The sequence below is a fragment of the Mucilaginibacter rigui genome (assembly GCF_014773275.1).
Classification (GTDB): Bacteria; Bacteroidota; Bacteroidia; order Sphingobacteriales; family Sphingobacteriaceae; genus Mucilaginibacter; species Mucilaginibacter rigui_A.
On record NZ_JACWMW010000004.1, the window covers coordinates 177,526 to 194,708 of the forward strand.

The following is a 17,183-nucleotide window of genomic DNA, read 5'->3' on the forward strand; positions in this document are numbered from 1 at the left end:
CTTAAAATCAGCGCTTTGTATTTTTAGCTATCGTATTTGCCTTGTAGCCAGCGTTTTATGTTTTTGTGCGCGGGTAATGCATTGTTAACTGATAGTTTAAAGCCTTTTACAAGCCTTTCTGTATCGCTTCATAAACCGCATCCTGTATGCGCGGCCGTATATTCAGGCTGCCTAACTTGTTACCTACGTTTGGGTACACCCTGTTTGACAGGAAAATATATACAAGGTTATATTTCGGATCTACCCACACGCAGGTACCGGTAAAGCCGGTATGCCCGTAAGCCATATCTGAGGCCAGTTTTGATGGGTAATGCCTGTCGGCAATGGGGTCCCAGCGGTCGAAGCCCAGGCCGCGCCTGCTCACGGGCGATTGTTTGGATGTCCACAGGTCAACCGTTTCGGGTTTAACGTATTGTACACCACCGTAGGTACCACGATTTAGCATCATCTGGTAAAGTATAGCCACATCATTGGCGCTGGCAAATACACCCGCATGCCCGGCAACGCCACCCATCAGCGCCGCGGTTGGGTCGTGCACGTAACCATCTATCAGGGTTTTACGATCTTTTTTATCATCTTCGGTGGGCGGGATACGGTTCGCCGGGAATCGGTAAAGCGGTAAAAAACCAGCTGTTTGCATCCCCAGTGGGGTATAAAACTTATCCTGCACATATTTATTTAAAGGAATGGCGGTGATGGTTTCGGCTATCTGTTGCAAAAATATCATCCCAACATCGCTGTACACATATTGGCCGCGGGTTTTAACTGCCGAGCGCAGTGCCGCAGGCAGCATTACCTCTTCAAAGTAATTTTTACGTACGTAATAGTTATCATTCACCTTAGTTGGGTAGGCTGCAGATGAATCGGTACTATGATCGGTTGGTTTGATCACCTCGAAAGTAGAGATGTCCGGGATCAGCCCCGCCTGGTGTTCCAGCAATTCGCGCACGCTCAGCGTTTTTTTATTGGTGCTGCGGGTAATGGGCATATACGTACCCAGGGTCGAGTCGAGGTTGAGTTTGCCCTGGTCGTAAAGCTGCATGGCCGCCATAGTGGTAGCCGATATCTTGGTCATGGATGCGATATCAAAAATGTCGGTAATTTTATCGGCAATGCCATTATCATACATATGGTAGCCGTAGGCCTTGTTAAATATCACCTTACCATCCTTGGCTACTAAAACCACGCAGCCCGGTGTAGCGCGGTTGGCAATAGCTTCGCTGGCAATGTTATCTATCTCTTTCAGGTTATCTGCGTTGATGCCGGCATCTTCGGGCACGGTATATTGCAGGCGGGTTTTAGCGGTTAAAAAACCCGAGTTAGCCGTGTATTTGGGCGCATAGGTTTTAGTGAGCCGTTGCGTTATGGCAACGCCGCCAAAAATTGCCTGTGCGCTGTATAACGCTGCCACCGGCGATACCCTTGCCGACCAGATTACCGGCGAGCTAACATCATTTAGCTTTGCAAGCGATGAACCATTGCCGATAAGTGAAACAATAACGCTTTTTAACTTTTGGGTGTTGTTAATAAAGCCGATGATCTGGGGGTTATTCACTTCGGCATCAGTAAGCTGCACGATGAGCGTATTATAAAATTTAGTATCCTGCGCCAGCATATCAAAAGGTTTTGTGCCCATATAATCGTTACCGTTTATGGCATCAACCTTAGCGTATTTATTAAGCAGGCTATCAAACGCCACCGCGTAAGGTGCTGAAAAGTGGATGCTGGCAATTTTATTATTATCCAGGTTTTGCAGGGGGATAAGCTGCTTCCCGTTATTGAGCAATACGGTTGCCTGCTCAACAAGCAGTTTTTCTTTTACATAAGCTTTACCCGTAAATGGTGGGTTTTGCGCACAGGCAGAATTAAAAAGTACAAACCCCGATAACAGCAGGATGTATAAATTCCGACTATTTTTTCTCATAAACCTTAACACCATTTATATATGTTTTTAAAACTTTAACATTGGGCAGTTCGCTGCCTTTTACCTTCATTATATCCTGGTCAAGTATCACAAAATCGGCATACTTGCCTACTTCGATACTGCCTTTTTCGCGTTCTTCAAAGTTTGCTTTGGCAGCCCATACGGTCATGCCGCGCAGGGCTTCGGTACGGGTAAGCGCGTTCTCCATCTGGAAGCCCCCATCCGGCAACCCTTTCAGATCCCTGCGCTCTGTTGCAGCATAGAACGTGTACATAGGGTTTATGTTTTCTACCGGGAAATCCGTCCCCAGGGGGATCCAGCCGTTTTGTTTCATCAGATCTTTATAGGCATAGCCTGTTTTTAAACGATCGGCGCCCAGGCGTTTTATTGCCCATGCCATATCAGATGTAGCATGCGTAGGCTGTACCGATGGGATAATATTATTATCGCCAAACAGTTTTACATCCTCAGGTGATACGATCTGCGCGTGCTCTATCCTCCAGCGTTTATCGTTCTTGCCTTTCAGGTTTTCGGCATAAATTTTCAGCATCACCCGGTTGGCAGAATCGCCAATAGCATGAGTACACATCTGGAAACCATGAGCCGCAATTTTTTTAGCAACATCTTCAAAATGCGCCTTGCTGCTTAGTAAAAAACCACTCCAGTTTTTCTGATCGGAGTATGGGTGTAATAAACAAGCTCCTCTTGAACCCAGCGCGCCATCGGCATAAACTTTAAACGCGCGTACGTTAAGGCCTGGTGTTTTGTATGCACCACGTTTAAACAGGTAGTCGTAATTCTCCTGCTGGTCGGCAAGCATAAGGTACATGCGCATTTTAAGGTCGCCTTTGTGCTGTAATGCGGCAATGGTGTTTACCATGGTATAAGGCAGGCCGCAATCATCTACCGTGGTTAACCCTACCGCAAAACAATTACGTTGTGCATCAAGTAAAGCCGCCTGGGTAATTTGTTCAGTTGGGGCGGGAATTTTGCGGGTAACAATCCCAACAGCGTTATCTACCAGTATGCCGGTTAATTTACCGTTTACGGTCTCTATTTCGCCGCCGGTTATTTTTTGCCCGGGTTTAATACCGGCAATATTTAAAGCAGCCTGGTTGGCAATGGCAGCGTGCCCGTCAACACGGCTCAGTATTACGGGGCGTACCGGGAACAGCGAATCAAGCCTGGCTTTATTGGGGAATGCTTTATTGGCCCAGATGTTTTGGTCCCAGCCGTTACCTATTATCCAGCCATCGGTTTTGTGGCGCGAATAGCTGCTTACCGAATCTAAAACGATATCCCAGCTTTTAGCGCCTACCAGTTTAACATCCTGCAGGCCTAAGCCGTATTCGTAAAAATGCGCGTGGGCATCAATAAAACCGGGGTAAACCGCTTTGCCGCCGGCATCAATTACTTCGCGGGCTAAATATTGTTTTTCCAGGGTATCTATATTGCCTACGGCTAATATTTTGCCGCTGCTTACCACAAAGGCATTGGCGGTGGTAAAGGTACTATCTACAGTATAAACAAGTGCATTTTTTACAAGCAGATCGGCATTGTATTCTTTTTGTTTGCATGCTGCAAGGAGTAAAAACAGCACCGGCCAAAGTTTCTTCATATATGGTATTAATAAACAGGTAGATGTAAATATTATTAACGTAAATAGTATATACAAGTATGTAACGGTAAAGTTATGCAATCAAATAATTAATTTAGCGTCTTAATTGACACGCCCTTTTCGGGCGCAGAAGGGAAATATTTTTAATGCCAGATATAATACAGCTTTTACCGGATGCCGTTGCCAACCAAATTGCCGCAGGCGAAGTAGTGCAGCGACCGGCTTCCGCAGTAAAAGAATTGATAGAGAACGCTATAGATGCCGGTGCCGATAAAATTCAGCTGATATTAAGGGACGCCGGTAAATCACTGATACAAGTTATTGATAATGGCTGCGGTATGAGCCTTACCGACGCGCGCATGTGTTTTGAACGCCACGCCACCTCAAAGATCCGCAAGGCCGATGACCTTTTTGCTATCCGTACCATGGGTTTCAGGGGTGAGGCCATGGCTTCTATAGCCGCTATTGCACAGGTGGAGCTAAAAACCCGCAGGCATGAGGATGAGCTGGGTACCTGTATCCAGATAGAAGGGTCGGAAGTACTCAGCCAGGAAGCTTGTTCGGCCAATACCGGGACATCCATCTCCATCAAAAACCTATTTTATAACACCCCCGCACGCCGTAACTTTTTAAAAAGCAACCCGGTGGAGATGCGCCATATTATTGACGAATTTCAGCGCGTGGCTTTGGCCAATCCTCAGGTATTTTTAACCATGCATCATGACGGGCAGGAGGTTTACCACTTGCCGGGCGCGGCGCTTAAGCAGCGTATTGTGCATTTGTTTGGTAATAATTATAACCAGCGACTGGTGCCGGTAGAGGAAGAAACCACCATTATAAACCTGCGCGGTTTTGTAGGCAAGCCCGAGTTTGCCCGTAAAACCCGTGGCGAGCAGTTCTTTTTTGTGAACAACCGTTTTATAAAGGACAACTACCTTAACCATGCAGTATTAACGGCCTTCCAGGAGTTATTGCCTGATGAAACCTTCCCGCTGTATGTGCTTTTTATTGATATCGACCCGGCGAAGATCGATATCAACGTGCATCCTACAAAAACCGAGATCAAATACCAGGACGAGAAATCCATCTATGCCATTATCCGCTCGGCGGTGAAACGCTCGCTGGGTAAGTATAATATTACCCCAACGCTTGATTTTGACCAGGAGAACAGCATCGGCCACCTCATCACCCCAAAACCTTTTGAGGAAATTGTGCAACCAAGCATTGCCTTTAACCCGGATTTTAACCCTTTTGCGCCCGAGAAAAAAGCCGGCGAAAGGGAGGCATCTTATCAACATAGCAGTAATGACCACCGTACCGCTATACCGCGTAACTGGGATACTTTATATGAGATAAGTAAAAAAGAAGAGACCCTGCAGCACCAGATGCACGAGGAGCAGAGCATCCCGGTAAATGAGCAGGATATTACCAAAAGCAGCGAGAAGCAGTTTTTCCAGGTGCATAACCGGTATATACTTTCGCAGATCAAATCGGGCTTTATGCTCATCAACCAGCAGGCTGCGCACGAGCGTATTTTGTATGAGCGGTATTTGCACCAGTTAGAGAACCACTCGGGGGTAAGCCAGCAGAGTTTATTTCCGCAATCGGTTACACTAAACAGCGCCGATTTTGAGTTATTGAGAGAGTTATTGCCCGATATAAAAGCATTAGGTTTTGACATCCGCGAGTTTGGCCGCAACACGGTTGTTGTTGACGGGATCCCGGCTGATATTACCAACGCTAACGAGCACGAACTGCTGGAGCAATTACTGGAAGGGTTTAAAAACAACCTGGCTGTTTTAAAGTTGGATAAACGCGATAACCTTGCCCGCTCACTGGCGCGTAACGCCGCGCTAAAAGCAGGGGTAAAGCTAAGTATGGAAGAGATGAACCAACTGGTTGACCAGCTTTTTGCCTGCCAAATGCCAAACCTGGCACTAAATGGCAAGCCTGTAATTAGTACCTTTACCCTGAATGAATTAGCAGAACGATTTGAAAAGTAATAAAGCTTAAACTATAATTACACCTATATAAAAATGCAGTCACCTTTTGCCAATATGACGCCGGTTGTAAAAAACCTGCTTATTATCAATATTATATTCTTTATAGCTACTTATGCCTTAGCGAAGTTTGTTAATTTGCAGGGTTTATTATCTGCTTATTATTTTAATTCTCCATTTTTTAAACCGTGGCAAGTTATAACCTACATGTTTATGCATGCGGGGTTTGGCCATATTTTCTTTAATATGTTTGCGCTGGTATCATTTGGGCCAATGCTTGAATACACATTAGGGTCAAAAAAATTCTTCAATTATTATTTTATAACTGGTATTGGCGGCTATGTTTTATATACGTTGATACAAGCAATAGAAGTGCATGCTATTACAGGGGCGTTTACAATTGCTAATCCGCAATATATGCAAGCCTATGATATATATGGTGCGCGGGCAGAGGAGTTAAAAGGCATTTATAGTGGTGCTTTATTGGGGGCTTCGGGGGCTGTGTTTGGTATTCTGGTAGGATTTGCCATGTTGTTCCCCAACCTGGAGATGATGATCATGTTTATCCCGGTACCTATTAAAGCAAAATATGTAGTTATAGGCTATGTTGCTATAGAATTATTTACCGGGGTGGGCCGTTTTGCGGGTGATAACGTAGCGCATTTTGCCCACCTGGGCGGTGCCTTATTTGGCTTCTTATTAATTAAGCTTTGGGGTGTAAAACGGCCCAACAATTTTTACTAAAAACCGTTTATAACAGTATATAAATAAACAATGAGCACCCTTTGGAAAGATATTCAATACAAGCTGTTAAAGTCGGGCAATAAGCTTAGCCTGCTTATCGGTATAAACGTTATTGTTTACCTGGGGATCAATATTGTTGCCGTAATTGAGCAGCTATTTACAGGCTTTGGTAACAGTGCCGTATTGGCTTATACCAATGAGTATTTGTTGTTGCCTGCTTCCCTGCCAAAATTACTTTACCGTTTCTGGACACCTTTTACTTACATGTTTATGCATGCGGGTATTTTCCATATCCTGTTTAACATGCTTTGGCTTTATTGGATGGGGCAGATTTTTGAGGAATACCTGGGTAATAAACGCACAGTCGGTCTTTACCTTTTCGGCGGCCTTGCCGGTGGTTTGTTGTTTATTGCCTGTTATAATCTTATTCCTGCATTTACCAGTGTAAACGCGGCAGCTACCAGTGTTGTAGTAGGTGCATCGGCCAGTGTAATGGCTATTATTATAGCAACAGCTACGCTGCTGCCAAATTATACTATACAGTTAATATTAATAGGCCCGGTAAAATTGAAGTGGATAGCGTTGTTTTACATAGTGATAGACTTTTTAGGTATTGCAGGTGCCAATACAGGCGGTGAAATTGCGCACCTGGGCGGCGCCCTGTTTGGCTTTATCTACATAAAACAATTACAACGCGGGCACGATTGGATAGGTGGTATCAATAAATTATTTGAGCCAAAGCCAAAAATGAAAGTGGTTAACCACAGCGGCACAACGCGTAAAGCATCCGGTGCGCCAAGGCAGGAGGATGTTGACCGCATCCTCGATAAAATATCCGGCAGCGGATACGATAGCCTTACCAAACAGGAAAAGGAAACCTTATTCAGAGCAAGCAACAATAATGAGGGCTAAAAAAACAAGTCTACCCTTTATTGATAAGATATTTTTGTGGATAAACTACTTGCTTTGCCTGGCCCTGCTGCTTGGTTATTTAGCCCCGGTTGTTGACCCCCGCAAATTTTGGCCCATCGCCTTTTTTGGATTGGCCTACCCGCCTTTACTGATAGCTAACCTGCTGATCATGGCTTACTGGCTTATCCGCAAAAGCTGGTTCATAGGCCTGTCGGCAATTACCATATTAATAGGCTGGAATGTTTTGATGAACAATGTTGGTATCCGCCTGCCATCATCGGCAAGCAGCGCCCCAAGCCTAAAGGTTTTAAGGCTGATGACCTATAATGTACATAATTTTAAACGTTACGGTGCCAAAAACGATGTATCTACCAAGCACGAGATACTTGATCTGATAGGGCAGGAGCAGCCGGACATTATAGGTATACAGGAGTTTTTTACCCGCAAAAAGGGTCAGTATAATATGATAGATTCTGTAAAGAAGGTAATGCGCGCCCAACATTATTATTTTGAGCCTACCATGACCAGTTCCAGCGAATCTATCGGGATGGCTATCTTTTCTAAATATCCTATTAAATCATACGGGCTGGTGCAACTGGCAGCTAAAGGCAGCGGCAACCAGTGTTTATATGTTGATGTAGAAAAAGATGGTGGAGTGTTGCGTATGTACAGCGTGCATCTGCAATCCATTAATTTCGATCCGCAGGATTATAAGTATTTGGGCAACCTTTCATCAAAGGGTAAAACAGATATTAGCGGCACCAAGCGTGTTGGCTGGAAATTGAAGACAGCTTTTCAAAAACGCAGCGACCAGGTTTTTATCATAAAAGAGCATGCCCATAAATGCCCGTACCCGTACATTATATCCGGCGATTTTAACGACACCCCTTCTTCTTTCGCGGTTAACCAAATGGCAAAGGGGCTAAAAAATGCTTTCAGGGAAAAAGGAGCCGGTTTGGGGCGTACCTACAACGGGGCGTTCCCCAATTACCAGATAGATTATGTAATGGCCAGCCCGCAGTTTGATGTATGGGAGTACAAGATCATCGAAAAAAAATTGTCAGATCATTATCCTTTAAGTACGGTTTTGGTATTAAAATAACATCATCCAAATTAAACTCCACGCCTAAAATTGTAAGTTTGCGCACATGGAACAAAAATTATTTGTTTACAACACTTTAACACGTAAAAAAGAAGAATTTAAGCCGCTAAACCCCGGGCATGTGGGGATGTATGTTTGCGGCCCTACAGTTTACAGCGATGTGCATTTAGGCAACTGCCGTACTTTTATATCATTCGATCTTATCTTCAGGTACCTGTTACACCTGGGTTATAAGGTACGCTATGTGCGTAACATAACCGATGCCGGCCATTTGGAGGGCGATGCCGATGAGGGAGAGGACAAAGTGTCAAAAAAGGCAAAGATAGCCCAGCTGGAGCCTATGGAGATTGTACAGAAGTACACGGTAGATTTCCATAACGTGATGCAGATATTTAATTCGCTGCCGCCAAGTATTGAACCTACCGCTACCGGCCATATTATTGAACAGATAGAACTGGTAAAAGCTATACTGGCCAAAGGCTATGCTTATGAGGTTGATGGCTCGGTTTACTTTGATGTGGAAAAATACAACCAAACACAGGATTACGGCATTTTAAACGGCCGCAACCTGGAGGATATGTTGAACAATACCCGTTCATTAGGCGGGCAGAACGAGAAACATGGCAAGCTTGATTTTGCCTTATGGATAAAAGCCAAACCCGAGCATTTAATGAAGTGGCCATCGCCATGGGGATTGGGTTTCCCGGGCTGGCATTTGGAGTGTTCTGCCATGAGCAACAAATACCTGGGCCAGCAATTTGACATCCACGGCGGCGGGATAGACCTGATGCCCACCCACCATACCAATGAGATAGCACAGAACGTAGCTTGCTGCGGTAAAAACCCGGCATCGTATTGGCTGCATACCAATATGCTTACTACCAACGGGCAAAAAATGTCAAAATCGTTAGGGAACAGCTTTTTGCCGCATGAGTTATTTTTAGGGACGCACCCATTACTTAAAAAAGGCTATAGCCCCATGACGGTGAGGTTCTTTTTTATGCAGGCCAGCTACCGCAGTACAGTCGATTTTAGCAATGAGGCCATTGAAGCTGCCGAGATATTTTATAAAAAGCTTTCCGAAGCTGCTAAAAAGCTGATTACACTACAACAGGCAGCTATAACCAATGTTGATGATGACACCGATAAGGCCATTAATGGATATTGCGATGACTGCTATACAGGCATGAACGACAATTTTAATTCGCCAAAAACGTTAGAGGCATTAAGTAACTTATCCAAGTGGGTAAACTCGTACGCATCAAGCACCCGTAATTCGGGCGAGATTACTGCGCAAACTTTTGAACGGATGAAGAAAACGTATAACGATTTCTTTTTTGATGTATTAGGCTTAAAAACAGAGGATGGCGATAATGCCGATACTGACGAATTGATGCAACTGGTGATAAAATTGCGCAACGAGGCTAAACAAAATAAGGACTACGCCACATCTGATAAGATAAGGGAGGGGCTAAAAAATATCGGGTTTCAATTGAACGATAATAAGCAAGGCACTACCGACTGGGTAAGAATTTAGTTAATAAGTGTTAAAACAATTTGCCACGGGGCGGGCTTTATGTTTATCAGTAAAATTATTTATTAAATTGCCCCAACTAATCTATACTACCGTTAACATGAAAAGATCAATATTAGCCGCTATACTATTATCAGGCCTAAGCCTTACGGCTTTGTCGCAAACAAAAGTTGAAGTGGCATCAGTTGTAACCGCCGAAGAAAACTTTAATAAATTAGTTGATCGTAAGGGCATTAAGGATGGTTTTTTAGGGGTTACCGACCCGGAAGGATTTGTTTTTAAACCCAACGTGGTTAAAATAACCGATTTTTATGAAGGTATTGATAAGCAACCCGGTAAATTAAGCTGGCAGCCGAAATTTGCACGCATCTCTGCTAACGGCGATCTGGGTTTTACAGCCGGGCCGTACGTTTATCAGAATGGCAAAACAGACGATGATAAAGTTTATGGCGATTACTTATCAATATGGCGCCTTGATAACGCAGATAATAAATTTAAACTGGTAACCAACCTGGGTATACAACACCCGGAGCCTGAGCAGGATGTGGTTACCGATTTTAAAGAGCCCGACCTGACAAAACAAAAAGCGCCAAGTAAGGATCCGTTTGCGGGTAAAAAGATATTAACCGGTACCGATGGTACTTTTAATCATTCGCTATCATTATCTACATTGGCTGCTTATAAAGAATTTTTAAGCCCCGAGGCCCGATATTACTTCCCGGGTTTTGAGCCAATAAGCGGTACCGATAAAATATTAAAATTTTTAGCCAACGAAGGTATCACTATATCTGCCGAAACGGTGAATGTGGGAAGGTCTAACAGTAACGACCTGGCTTATACTTATGGCACAGCCCGTATCCGTAAAGGCAACATTGTTAACAACTACAATTACGTACGTATTTGGGAAATTGACGCCAGCTACAGATGGAACATGCTACTGGAAATATTCTCGACAGTAGAAAACTAAGCTAAAGCTTAAAACAGCTGTTCAATAATATCATTAGCCGAAAGGCCTTCGGCTTCGGCATGGTAACTGCGCACAATACGGTGGCTTAAAATTGGTTTGGCCACCGCCTGTACATCCTCAATATCCGGCGAGTACTTGCCGTTAAGCACAGCATGGCATTTAGCCCCCAGGATAAGGAATTGTGATGCACGTGGCCCTGCACCCCAGTTTAATAAACGCTTTACCTGCGGGCCTGCAAATTCGCTGTTGGGGCGCGTTTTTGAAACCAGCTTTACCGCATACTCTAAAACATTATCGCTAACGGGGATATTTCTTACCAGTTGCTGAAAGTAGATGATCTGCTCGGCATTCAATTGTTTATTAACGTTTACCTGCGATGTGCTGGTGGTGTTTTTAACAACTTCCAGTTCTTCTTTAAAAGAAGGGTAATCCAACGCAACATTAAACATAAAGCGATCCAGTTGTGCTTCGGGTAGCGGGTAAGTGCCTTCCTGCTCAATTGGGTTTTGGGTGGCTAATACAAAAAATGGTTTGGCCAAAGTATGGGTAACACCGGCAGCAGTAACTGCTTTCTCCTGCATGGCCTCTAATAAGGCAGCCTGCGTTTTTGGCGGTGTACGGTTTATCTCATCAGCCAGTATAATGTTTGAGAACACCGGGCCTTTAATGAATTTAAAATTCCTGTCCTCGCCCAATATCTCCGAGCCTATAATGTCAGATGGCATCAGGTCGGGCGTAAATTGTATGCGTTTAAAGTCGAGGTCTAATACCTGTGCTACCGTTTGCACCAGCAGGGTCTTTGCCAGGCCGGGCACACCAACAAGCAGGCAGTGCCCGTTACTGAAGATGGATATCAGTACAAACTTAATTACTTCATCCTGCCCTACAATTACTTTACCTATTTCTGCACGAATTTGCTGGTAAGCTTTCTCCAGTGCATCTGCAGCCTCAACATCCGACCGGTATTGCATACTTTATTCTGTTTTGGCTTGTGCGGTTGTTTCGGCCACTACCCATCCTTTTAATTGCGGGCATACCTGGTATTCAGGGTCTATCTTAATAAAGGTCTCTTTACGGCGTTTATCAAACCATTGGCTTATGGTACGGCTAAGCTTATCGTTGTTAGCTTCGTCTTTTAACTTGGCAAAATCTTGTTCTAAGTTAGCTTTGTGTGCATTCGTAACAGATTTAAGGTATAAAATTTTATAGCTTTTTTTACCTGTTTGTGCATCGTTAAACAGTTGTGGTTTTGAGATCGAACCCACTTTCATGGTATCGGTAACCAGGGCAACCTGTGGGTCAAGCTTATCTGTTGGGATATAAGTTGAACGTGTTTGAACGTTCTCGGCATTCAACATCATACCACCATTAAATTTTGTTTCTTTATCGTCAGAATAGAACGCGGCCGCACTTGAAAAATCGAATTTTTTTATAGCCAGCATAGCATTATAAACGCTATCGGCAGTGGTTTTAGCCCTGTTTAAACTGGCTTCTGTAATTGCCGGGATGATGAGGATATGGCGTGCATGTACCTGTTCGCCACGGCGTTCTATTACCTGTAAAAAGTGAAAGCCGTTCTCGGTTTCAAAAACAGGCGATATTTCACCGGCTTTAAGTTTAAAGGCATTAGCCGTAAACTCTTTAACCATTGTTGAGCGGTCAAAGAAACCCAGATCGCCACCCTCAGGTGCCGAGCCCGGATCCTGCGAGTAAAGCCTTGCCAGCGTAGCAAAATCTTCGCCTTTTTTAACCCTTGCCCTCAACTCTTCCGCTTTTTGTTTATAAAATTCTTTCTCTTCCTTATTTAGTTTTGGAGAAAATACAATCTCGCCAACCTCTATTTCTTTGTTATATGAGGGCAGGCTGTCTTTTGACAAGCTCTCATAGTATCTTTTAACATCCTGCGGGGTAGTGTTTACCTTTTCGGTGATCTTTGAGCGCATGCGCTGTGCAACAAGCGATTCTTTAATATCCGGGCGAAGTTCGTCCTTATATTGTATTACCGACCGGCCCAGGAATTGCTCAAGCCTGTCCTGGCTGCCTGCGCGTTGTATAAAGCTGCGCATACGGCGGTCAACTTCGGCATCAACCTCTTCATCTTTTACCTGCACGCTATCAATAACGGCCTGTTGTGCAAGCAATTTTTGGGTAAGCTGGTTTTGTAAAATAATACATTTTATACTTGGGTTTGGCTGCTGGCCACTTACCAGGTATTGCGCGTACTGCAACTCAATATCTGATTGTAAAACAATGCTGCTACCAACAACAGCGGCTATCTTATCAAGTGTACGTACCTGTGCCTGGGCAAATGACAGAAATATAAAAGAAGTTAAAATGGACAGTCCGATTTTTCTCATGTAATTGTTCAACTAATATTACGGATAGTTTACCCGTTTAAAATGCAAATTTCGGTAAAATTTATTAATAATAATGTATAATTAACCCGATGTACGAATATGCTTATAATGCTTCAACAGGAATAGGTATTTTTGGTTAAAATATGTTAAATATGAAAGTTGATAACCCGCAGGCCTTCCGTTTTATTATGCAGGACGAAATTTACCTGCTTAATAAGGATAAAGGCGTAAATATTACCCCGCCGGCAACTGCCCCTGTTGTTACAGATAAGCCGGAACCTGCAACAGCTACTGCCGAAGTTACCGAACAGCCCGCACAAGTGGCTGCGGTTGTTAAAGAACAATTTGTTAGCCCGCCACAGCCTGCAGCCGTTGCAGCCCCAACACCACAGCCAGTTATACAAACGGTTGAAGCTGAGTTTAATTATCTGGGTAAAAACAATAAAAATTTCCTGGTGCTGGTTAATTACACCGCCGAAACGCATATAGCCGATACCCATCTTGCCGCGCTGCAAAGCATCCTGAAACGTAAAGACCTGGACCTTGATGATGTAGCTATTTTAAATGTAAATAAATATGCACCTGTAAAGCTGGCCGCACTGGCCGCCTTTTTTGCACCAACCCGTTTGGTTATTATGGGTAAAGATGCTTTACCTGTGGGTATTGGCAACCTGCCGCTTAACCAGCCTTTACAGGGTAAAAAAACGCATGTGCTTTACAGCTTTAGCTTTGATGAAATGATGAGCAGTAACGACAATAAGAAGATTTTTTGGGAACACATGAAAACACTATAACATGCAGCAATTAGTATTCGCTACAAACAACGCCCACAAGTTGGAAGAGTTGCAAGCCAAGGCTGGCGATCATTTCAAATTATTAAGCCTTAATGATATAAACTGCCATGATGATATTGAAGAGACCGGCCTTACCTTTAACCAAAATGCATCTATAAAAAGCCGGTACATATATGAACGCTACAACTTAAATTGTTTTGGCGACGATAGCGGACTGGAGATTGACGCCTTAAATAACGAGCCCGGGATCTACTCGGCACGATACGCCGGTGAGCATGGTAACCATGCTGCCAATATGGATAAGGTGTTGGAAAAACTTAAGGGCGCTGATAACAGAAAAGCACGTTTCCGTACGGTTATCTCCCTGATATGGAACGGGGATGAACATTTTTTTGAAGGGACAGTGCCGGGCACCATCCGCACCGAACGTTGCGGCACAGCCGGTTTTGGGTACGACCCCATATTTCAACCAGACGGGTACGGTATAACCTTTGCCGAAATGAGCATGGAAGAGAAAAACAGCATCAGCCATCGCGGCCGGGCCGTTGATCAGCTCATCGCGTTTTTAAATGCCCAGGCTAAGGCTTAGCGGCTACCGTATCCTTTTTTGTATTTATAACCGGCAGGTTTTTATTCTTAAGCGTATCTGCCACTGGTTTGGTACCGGCAGGTGCTTGTTTGTTATTGGTTGTGCTATCCTGCTTAGGCTTGGTAGCCGGGGCGATTATAACGGGCGATTTTGCTGTGCTTACGCTATCCTTGCCTGCTTTTGTTGTGGCAGGTGCCTTTAGCTTTGATGTAGCCACACTATCTTTCCCTGCTTTAACACCAGCTGGTGCAGCTGTTTTATTATCAAGCGAATCTTTACCGGTTTTTAAACCAGGCGTTTTCGGTTTGTTTTTATTTGCATCCGCAATTTTTTTATCAGCCGCCGCCTTTGCCCTTGCAAATTTTTTGTTGTATGATGGCAGGATAGATTCTTTTGAAAATGGCCTTTCTTTAGGCTTCCATATAAAACCTTTAAGGATCCGTTCATCCTCGGTGAATTTGGCTAAAGGGCCATAGCGATGCTCGGGCTTACTGGTAAAGAAAATGTTATTGGCAGCGCCGTCCTTAAAATAAATACGCATGCGGCTGCTTAACGACCGTTGCATGCCATCCACCTTTTTAAGGCTGTCGCGCGAGTAATAAATACTTTCGGCGTTACCTACAATATACATTCTGTCCAGCTTGTCGTTCTTAAAAAAACCTTTCATTTTTTTACCGGCTATCTGGTTAAAGTTGGTAGAATCGCCCGGTTCAATATTTACAATGAATGATGAGGGGAACAGGTTCAGGTTATCCAGCTTTTTGTTCTTCATCTGCATGGTAATGGTATCGCCCGATAATTGCGAGCCCTGGGTCCATATTAAAGGTTGTACATAGCAACGCAGGGTAGAGTCGCTATTGCTGTAAAACATAGAGTCGGCTTTTGCCTGCAAGTCAGATTTAAACAGCTTGGCACCATGGTAGGCCTTTATTATCCTTACCCTGGCGGTATCACTCAATACAACAGGTTTGGTGTAAAATATAGGGTCGTTATTAATGTCATCTTCTGTTTTCCTGGGGTTGGGTTGCTTCTTATTATCTGTAACTGCAATTTCTTTTCCTTTACTACCAATAAGTTTGCCGCTGCCTTTATTATTGTTCAGATCAAAAACTTCTTTGGCCTGCGGCTTTGGTTTCCCAAAAAAGTTTGGGTGCAGATAAGAGGTGTCGCTTCGCCATTTTGGGGCGCTTATGGTTAAAAATTTATCAGCCAGCTTTTGTTCGGCAGCAGTTAATTTTTTACCCTTTGCAGTTGTATCCCTGATGCTGGCCAGGCGTTGCTTTTCCTGCATTATTTTCAGGTCTTTAAAAGTAAGTATCTGGGTTTCCAGCGTATCTGCCGATATATAGATCGAATCGCGCTTTACCTTTTTATCTGGTGCGGGTGCTTTTATCACCGTATCAATATCAGCCACAGCTTTTTCTGTTGGTTTGGTAGGAATAGTACCCGGCGGCTGTTTATTTGCAAAGGCATTAGCTTTTTTTATCAGCCCGGGTGCCGCCGCCTTGATGGCTGTTTTATTGGCTAATGCAATTTTTGTTAGCGTATCAATTTTAGCGGTGGTAATATCTTCGGGCTTAACCGGGATATTGGGCGGTACTTTTACAGGCATAGTACCGGCCGGTGGTTTGGTTGCCAGTGCATTTGCTTTTTTTATAATACCGGCGTTTTTTACAGCAGTTGGGTTGGCCTGCTTTATACCGGGCTTAACAGGTATGGTATCTGTTTTTGTGGTGTCTTTAGTTTCGGTAACAATAATTACGTAGGGGTCCTGTGTTACAATAGTGCGTTCGCCGGCTTTGTAGTACGTGGCCAGGTCGCCTTTTAGGGTAACGTTCTGTTCCCTGTCATGAAAAGTAACGCGTTTAACAGCGCGGCCATACCCCTTCAATTTATCGTAAAATAAACTATCGCCGGTTAAAGTTTTAGTGCCTTGCTTGTAAAGGTTCTTTTTGCCAAAAAAGGCCTGTTCGGTAACCGTGTTGTACAAGCCGTTCTCGGTGTAAAGCGTGTCTTTTTTGTCTTTAGTATCGTAAATATTGGTGGGGCCGTAAAAATAAGCAATCCGGGTGCCACTGTTATAACGCAGGGTGTCGGTTTTTATGAGTGCATCGGGCGTTACCAGTACCACATTGTACCTGAAGTAAGCATCGCGCGAGAAAGCAAAGTAATAACCGTTTTTACTGGTAAGGGTATTGTCTTTATTAATAAGCTTACCGCCGCCTGTATAAGTACCAATGCGTGTAGCCGTGTTGTAAGTAAGGTAGTTGGTAGTTAATACGGCATCTTTATCAATCATCTTTACATTATCTGTAAGGATGGCTATCTTGGTGTTGCCGTTGTAATTCAGCTTGTCCGAATAAATATTAAGGGTATCACCCTGGGTAATGTTTACATGGCCAAAAGCATCAAAAGCATTCTCGGTGGTGTAAAAATAGGCGCTATCTGAATGCATGATAGAATAATCCTGCTGAAAAACACCTTTATAAACCTTAACCACATCCCTGCCACTCATCACAATACGCTCGCTGCTTTTAGATTGGATAAGTTTAACAACCGACTTTTTCTGGGCCGAAGCAGTAAGCGTTATTAAAATAAGTAGGGTACCAAAAATGTATTTTATCACGATAGCAAAATTAGTT

General features: G+C 43.9%; 13 protein-coding genes. 8 read left to right on the plus strand and 5 right to left on the minus strand.

Annotated features, from left to right (window positions below; translation table 11 throughout):
- Nucleotides 1-106: 106 nt before the first annotated feature.
- Together IDJ75_RS17430 and IDJ75_RS17435 are read right to left on the minus strand one after the other, a co-directional pair.
- Nucleotides 107-1,924, minus strand: a complete 1,818-nt coding sequence (locus tag IDJ75_RS17430) for a serine hydrolase domain-containing protein (RefSeq protein WP_191176928.1) — start codon at nucleotides 1,922-1,924, stop codon at nucleotides 107-109.
- Nucleotides 1,911-3,542 (minus strand): amidohydrolase, encoded by a 1,632-nt coding sequence (locus IDJ75_RS17435; protein ID WP_191176929.1) that lies wholly within the window; start codon nucleotides 3,540-3,542, stop codon nucleotides 1,911-1,913. Before IDJ75_RS17435 ends, IDJ75_RS17430 begins: the two co-directional genes overlap by 14 nt.
- Nucleotides 3,543-3,688: 146 nt before the next feature.
- Here IDJ75_RS17435 and mutL point away from each other — a divergent pair, with 146 nt between their 5' ends.
- The 6 genes from mutL (at nucleotide 3,689) to IDJ75_RS17465 (ending at nucleotide 10,801) form a co-directional block, all read left to right on the plus strand.
- Complete coding sequence (mutL, locus tag IDJ75_RS17440; RefSeq protein WP_191176930.1) at nucleotides 3,689-5,545, plus strand: DNA mismatch repair endonuclease MutL; 1,857 nt, start codon at nucleotides 3,689-3,691, stop codon at nucleotides 5,543-5,545.
- A 33-nt stretch (nucleotides 5,546-5,578) separates the two neighbouring features.
- Nucleotides 5,579-6,286 (plus strand): rhomboid family intramembrane serine protease, encoded by a 708-nt coding sequence (locus IDJ75_RS17445; protein WP_191176931.1) that lies wholly within the window; start codon nucleotides 5,579-5,581, stop codon nucleotides 6,284-6,286.
- 30 nt (nucleotides 6,287-6,316) lie between these two features.
- Entirely contained in the window at nucleotides 6,317-7,198 is an 882-nt protein-coding gene (locus IDJ75_RS17450) for a rhomboid family intramembrane serine protease (RefSeq protein WP_191176932.1), read from the plus strand.
- A complete protein-coding gene (locus IDJ75_RS17455; protein WP_191176933.1) occupies nucleotides 7,188-8,300 on the plus strand; it encodes an endonuclease/exonuclease/phosphatase family protein in 1,113 nt (370 codons plus the stop codon). Before IDJ75_RS17450 ends, IDJ75_RS17455 begins: the two co-directional genes overlap by 11 nt.
- A 46-nt stretch (nucleotides 8,301-8,346) precedes the next feature.
- Nucleotides 8,347-9,837 (plus strand): cysteine--tRNA ligase, encoded by a 1,491-nt coding sequence (cysS, locus tag IDJ75_RS17460; protein ID WP_191176934.1) that lies wholly within the window; start codon nucleotides 8,347-8,349, stop codon nucleotides 9,835-9,837.
- Nucleotides 9,838-9,934: 97 nt separating this feature from the next.
- Nucleotides 9,935-10,801: a nuclear transport factor 2 family protein gene (locus IDJ75_RS17465; protein WP_191176935.1), complete on the plus strand. Its 867-nt coding sequence runs from the start codon at nucleotides 9,935-9,937 to the stop codon at nucleotides 10,799-10,801.
- Nucleotides 10,802-10,809: 8 nt separating this feature from the next.
- Here the strand turns inward: IDJ75_RS17465 and IDJ75_RS17470 are convergent, their stop codons facing one another.
- The gene (locus IDJ75_RS17470; protein WP_191176936.1) at nucleotides 10,810-11,772 is read right to left on the minus strand and encodes an AAA family ATPase; all 963 of its coding nucleotides are present in this window, start codon (nucleotides 11,770-11,772) and stop codon (nucleotides 10,810-10,812) included.
- A gap of 3 nt (nucleotides 11,773-11,775) precedes the next feature.
- Complete coding sequence (locus tag IDJ75_RS17475; protein ID WP_191176937.1) at nucleotides 11,776-13,158, minus strand: peptidylprolyl isomerase; 1,383 nt, start codon at nucleotides 13,156-13,158, stop codon at nucleotides 11,776-11,778.
- Nucleotides 13,159-13,310: 152 nt separating this feature from the next.
- On the opposite strand from IDJ75_RS17475, the gene IDJ75_RS17480 reads away from it, so the two are divergent.
- Together IDJ75_RS17480 and IDJ75_RS17485 are read left to right on the plus strand one after the other, a co-directional pair.
- Nucleotides 13,311-13,952, plus strand: a complete 642-nt coding sequence (locus tag IDJ75_RS17480) for a hypothetical protein (RefSeq protein WP_191176938.1) — start codon at nucleotides 13,311-13,313, stop codon at nucleotides 13,950-13,952.
- A 1-nt stretch (nucleotide 13,953) separates the two neighbouring features.
- The gene (locus IDJ75_RS17485) at nucleotides 13,954-14,541 is read left to right on the plus strand and encodes a non-canonical purine NTP diphosphatase (RefSeq protein WP_191176939.1); all 588 of its coding nucleotides are present in this window, start codon (nucleotides 13,954-13,956) and stop codon (nucleotides 14,539-14,541) included.
- On the opposite strand, the gene IDJ75_RS17490 is transcribed toward IDJ75_RS17485, so the two are convergent.
- Nucleotides 14,531-17,167, minus strand: a complete 2,637-nt coding sequence (locus IDJ75_RS17490; RefSeq protein WP_191176940.1) for an OstA-like protein — start codon at nucleotides 17,165-17,167, stop codon at nucleotides 14,531-14,533. The two genes, IDJ75_RS17485 and IDJ75_RS17490, sit on opposite strands and share 11 nt — an antisense overlap.
- Nucleotides 17,168-17,183 lie beyond the last annotated feature (16 nt).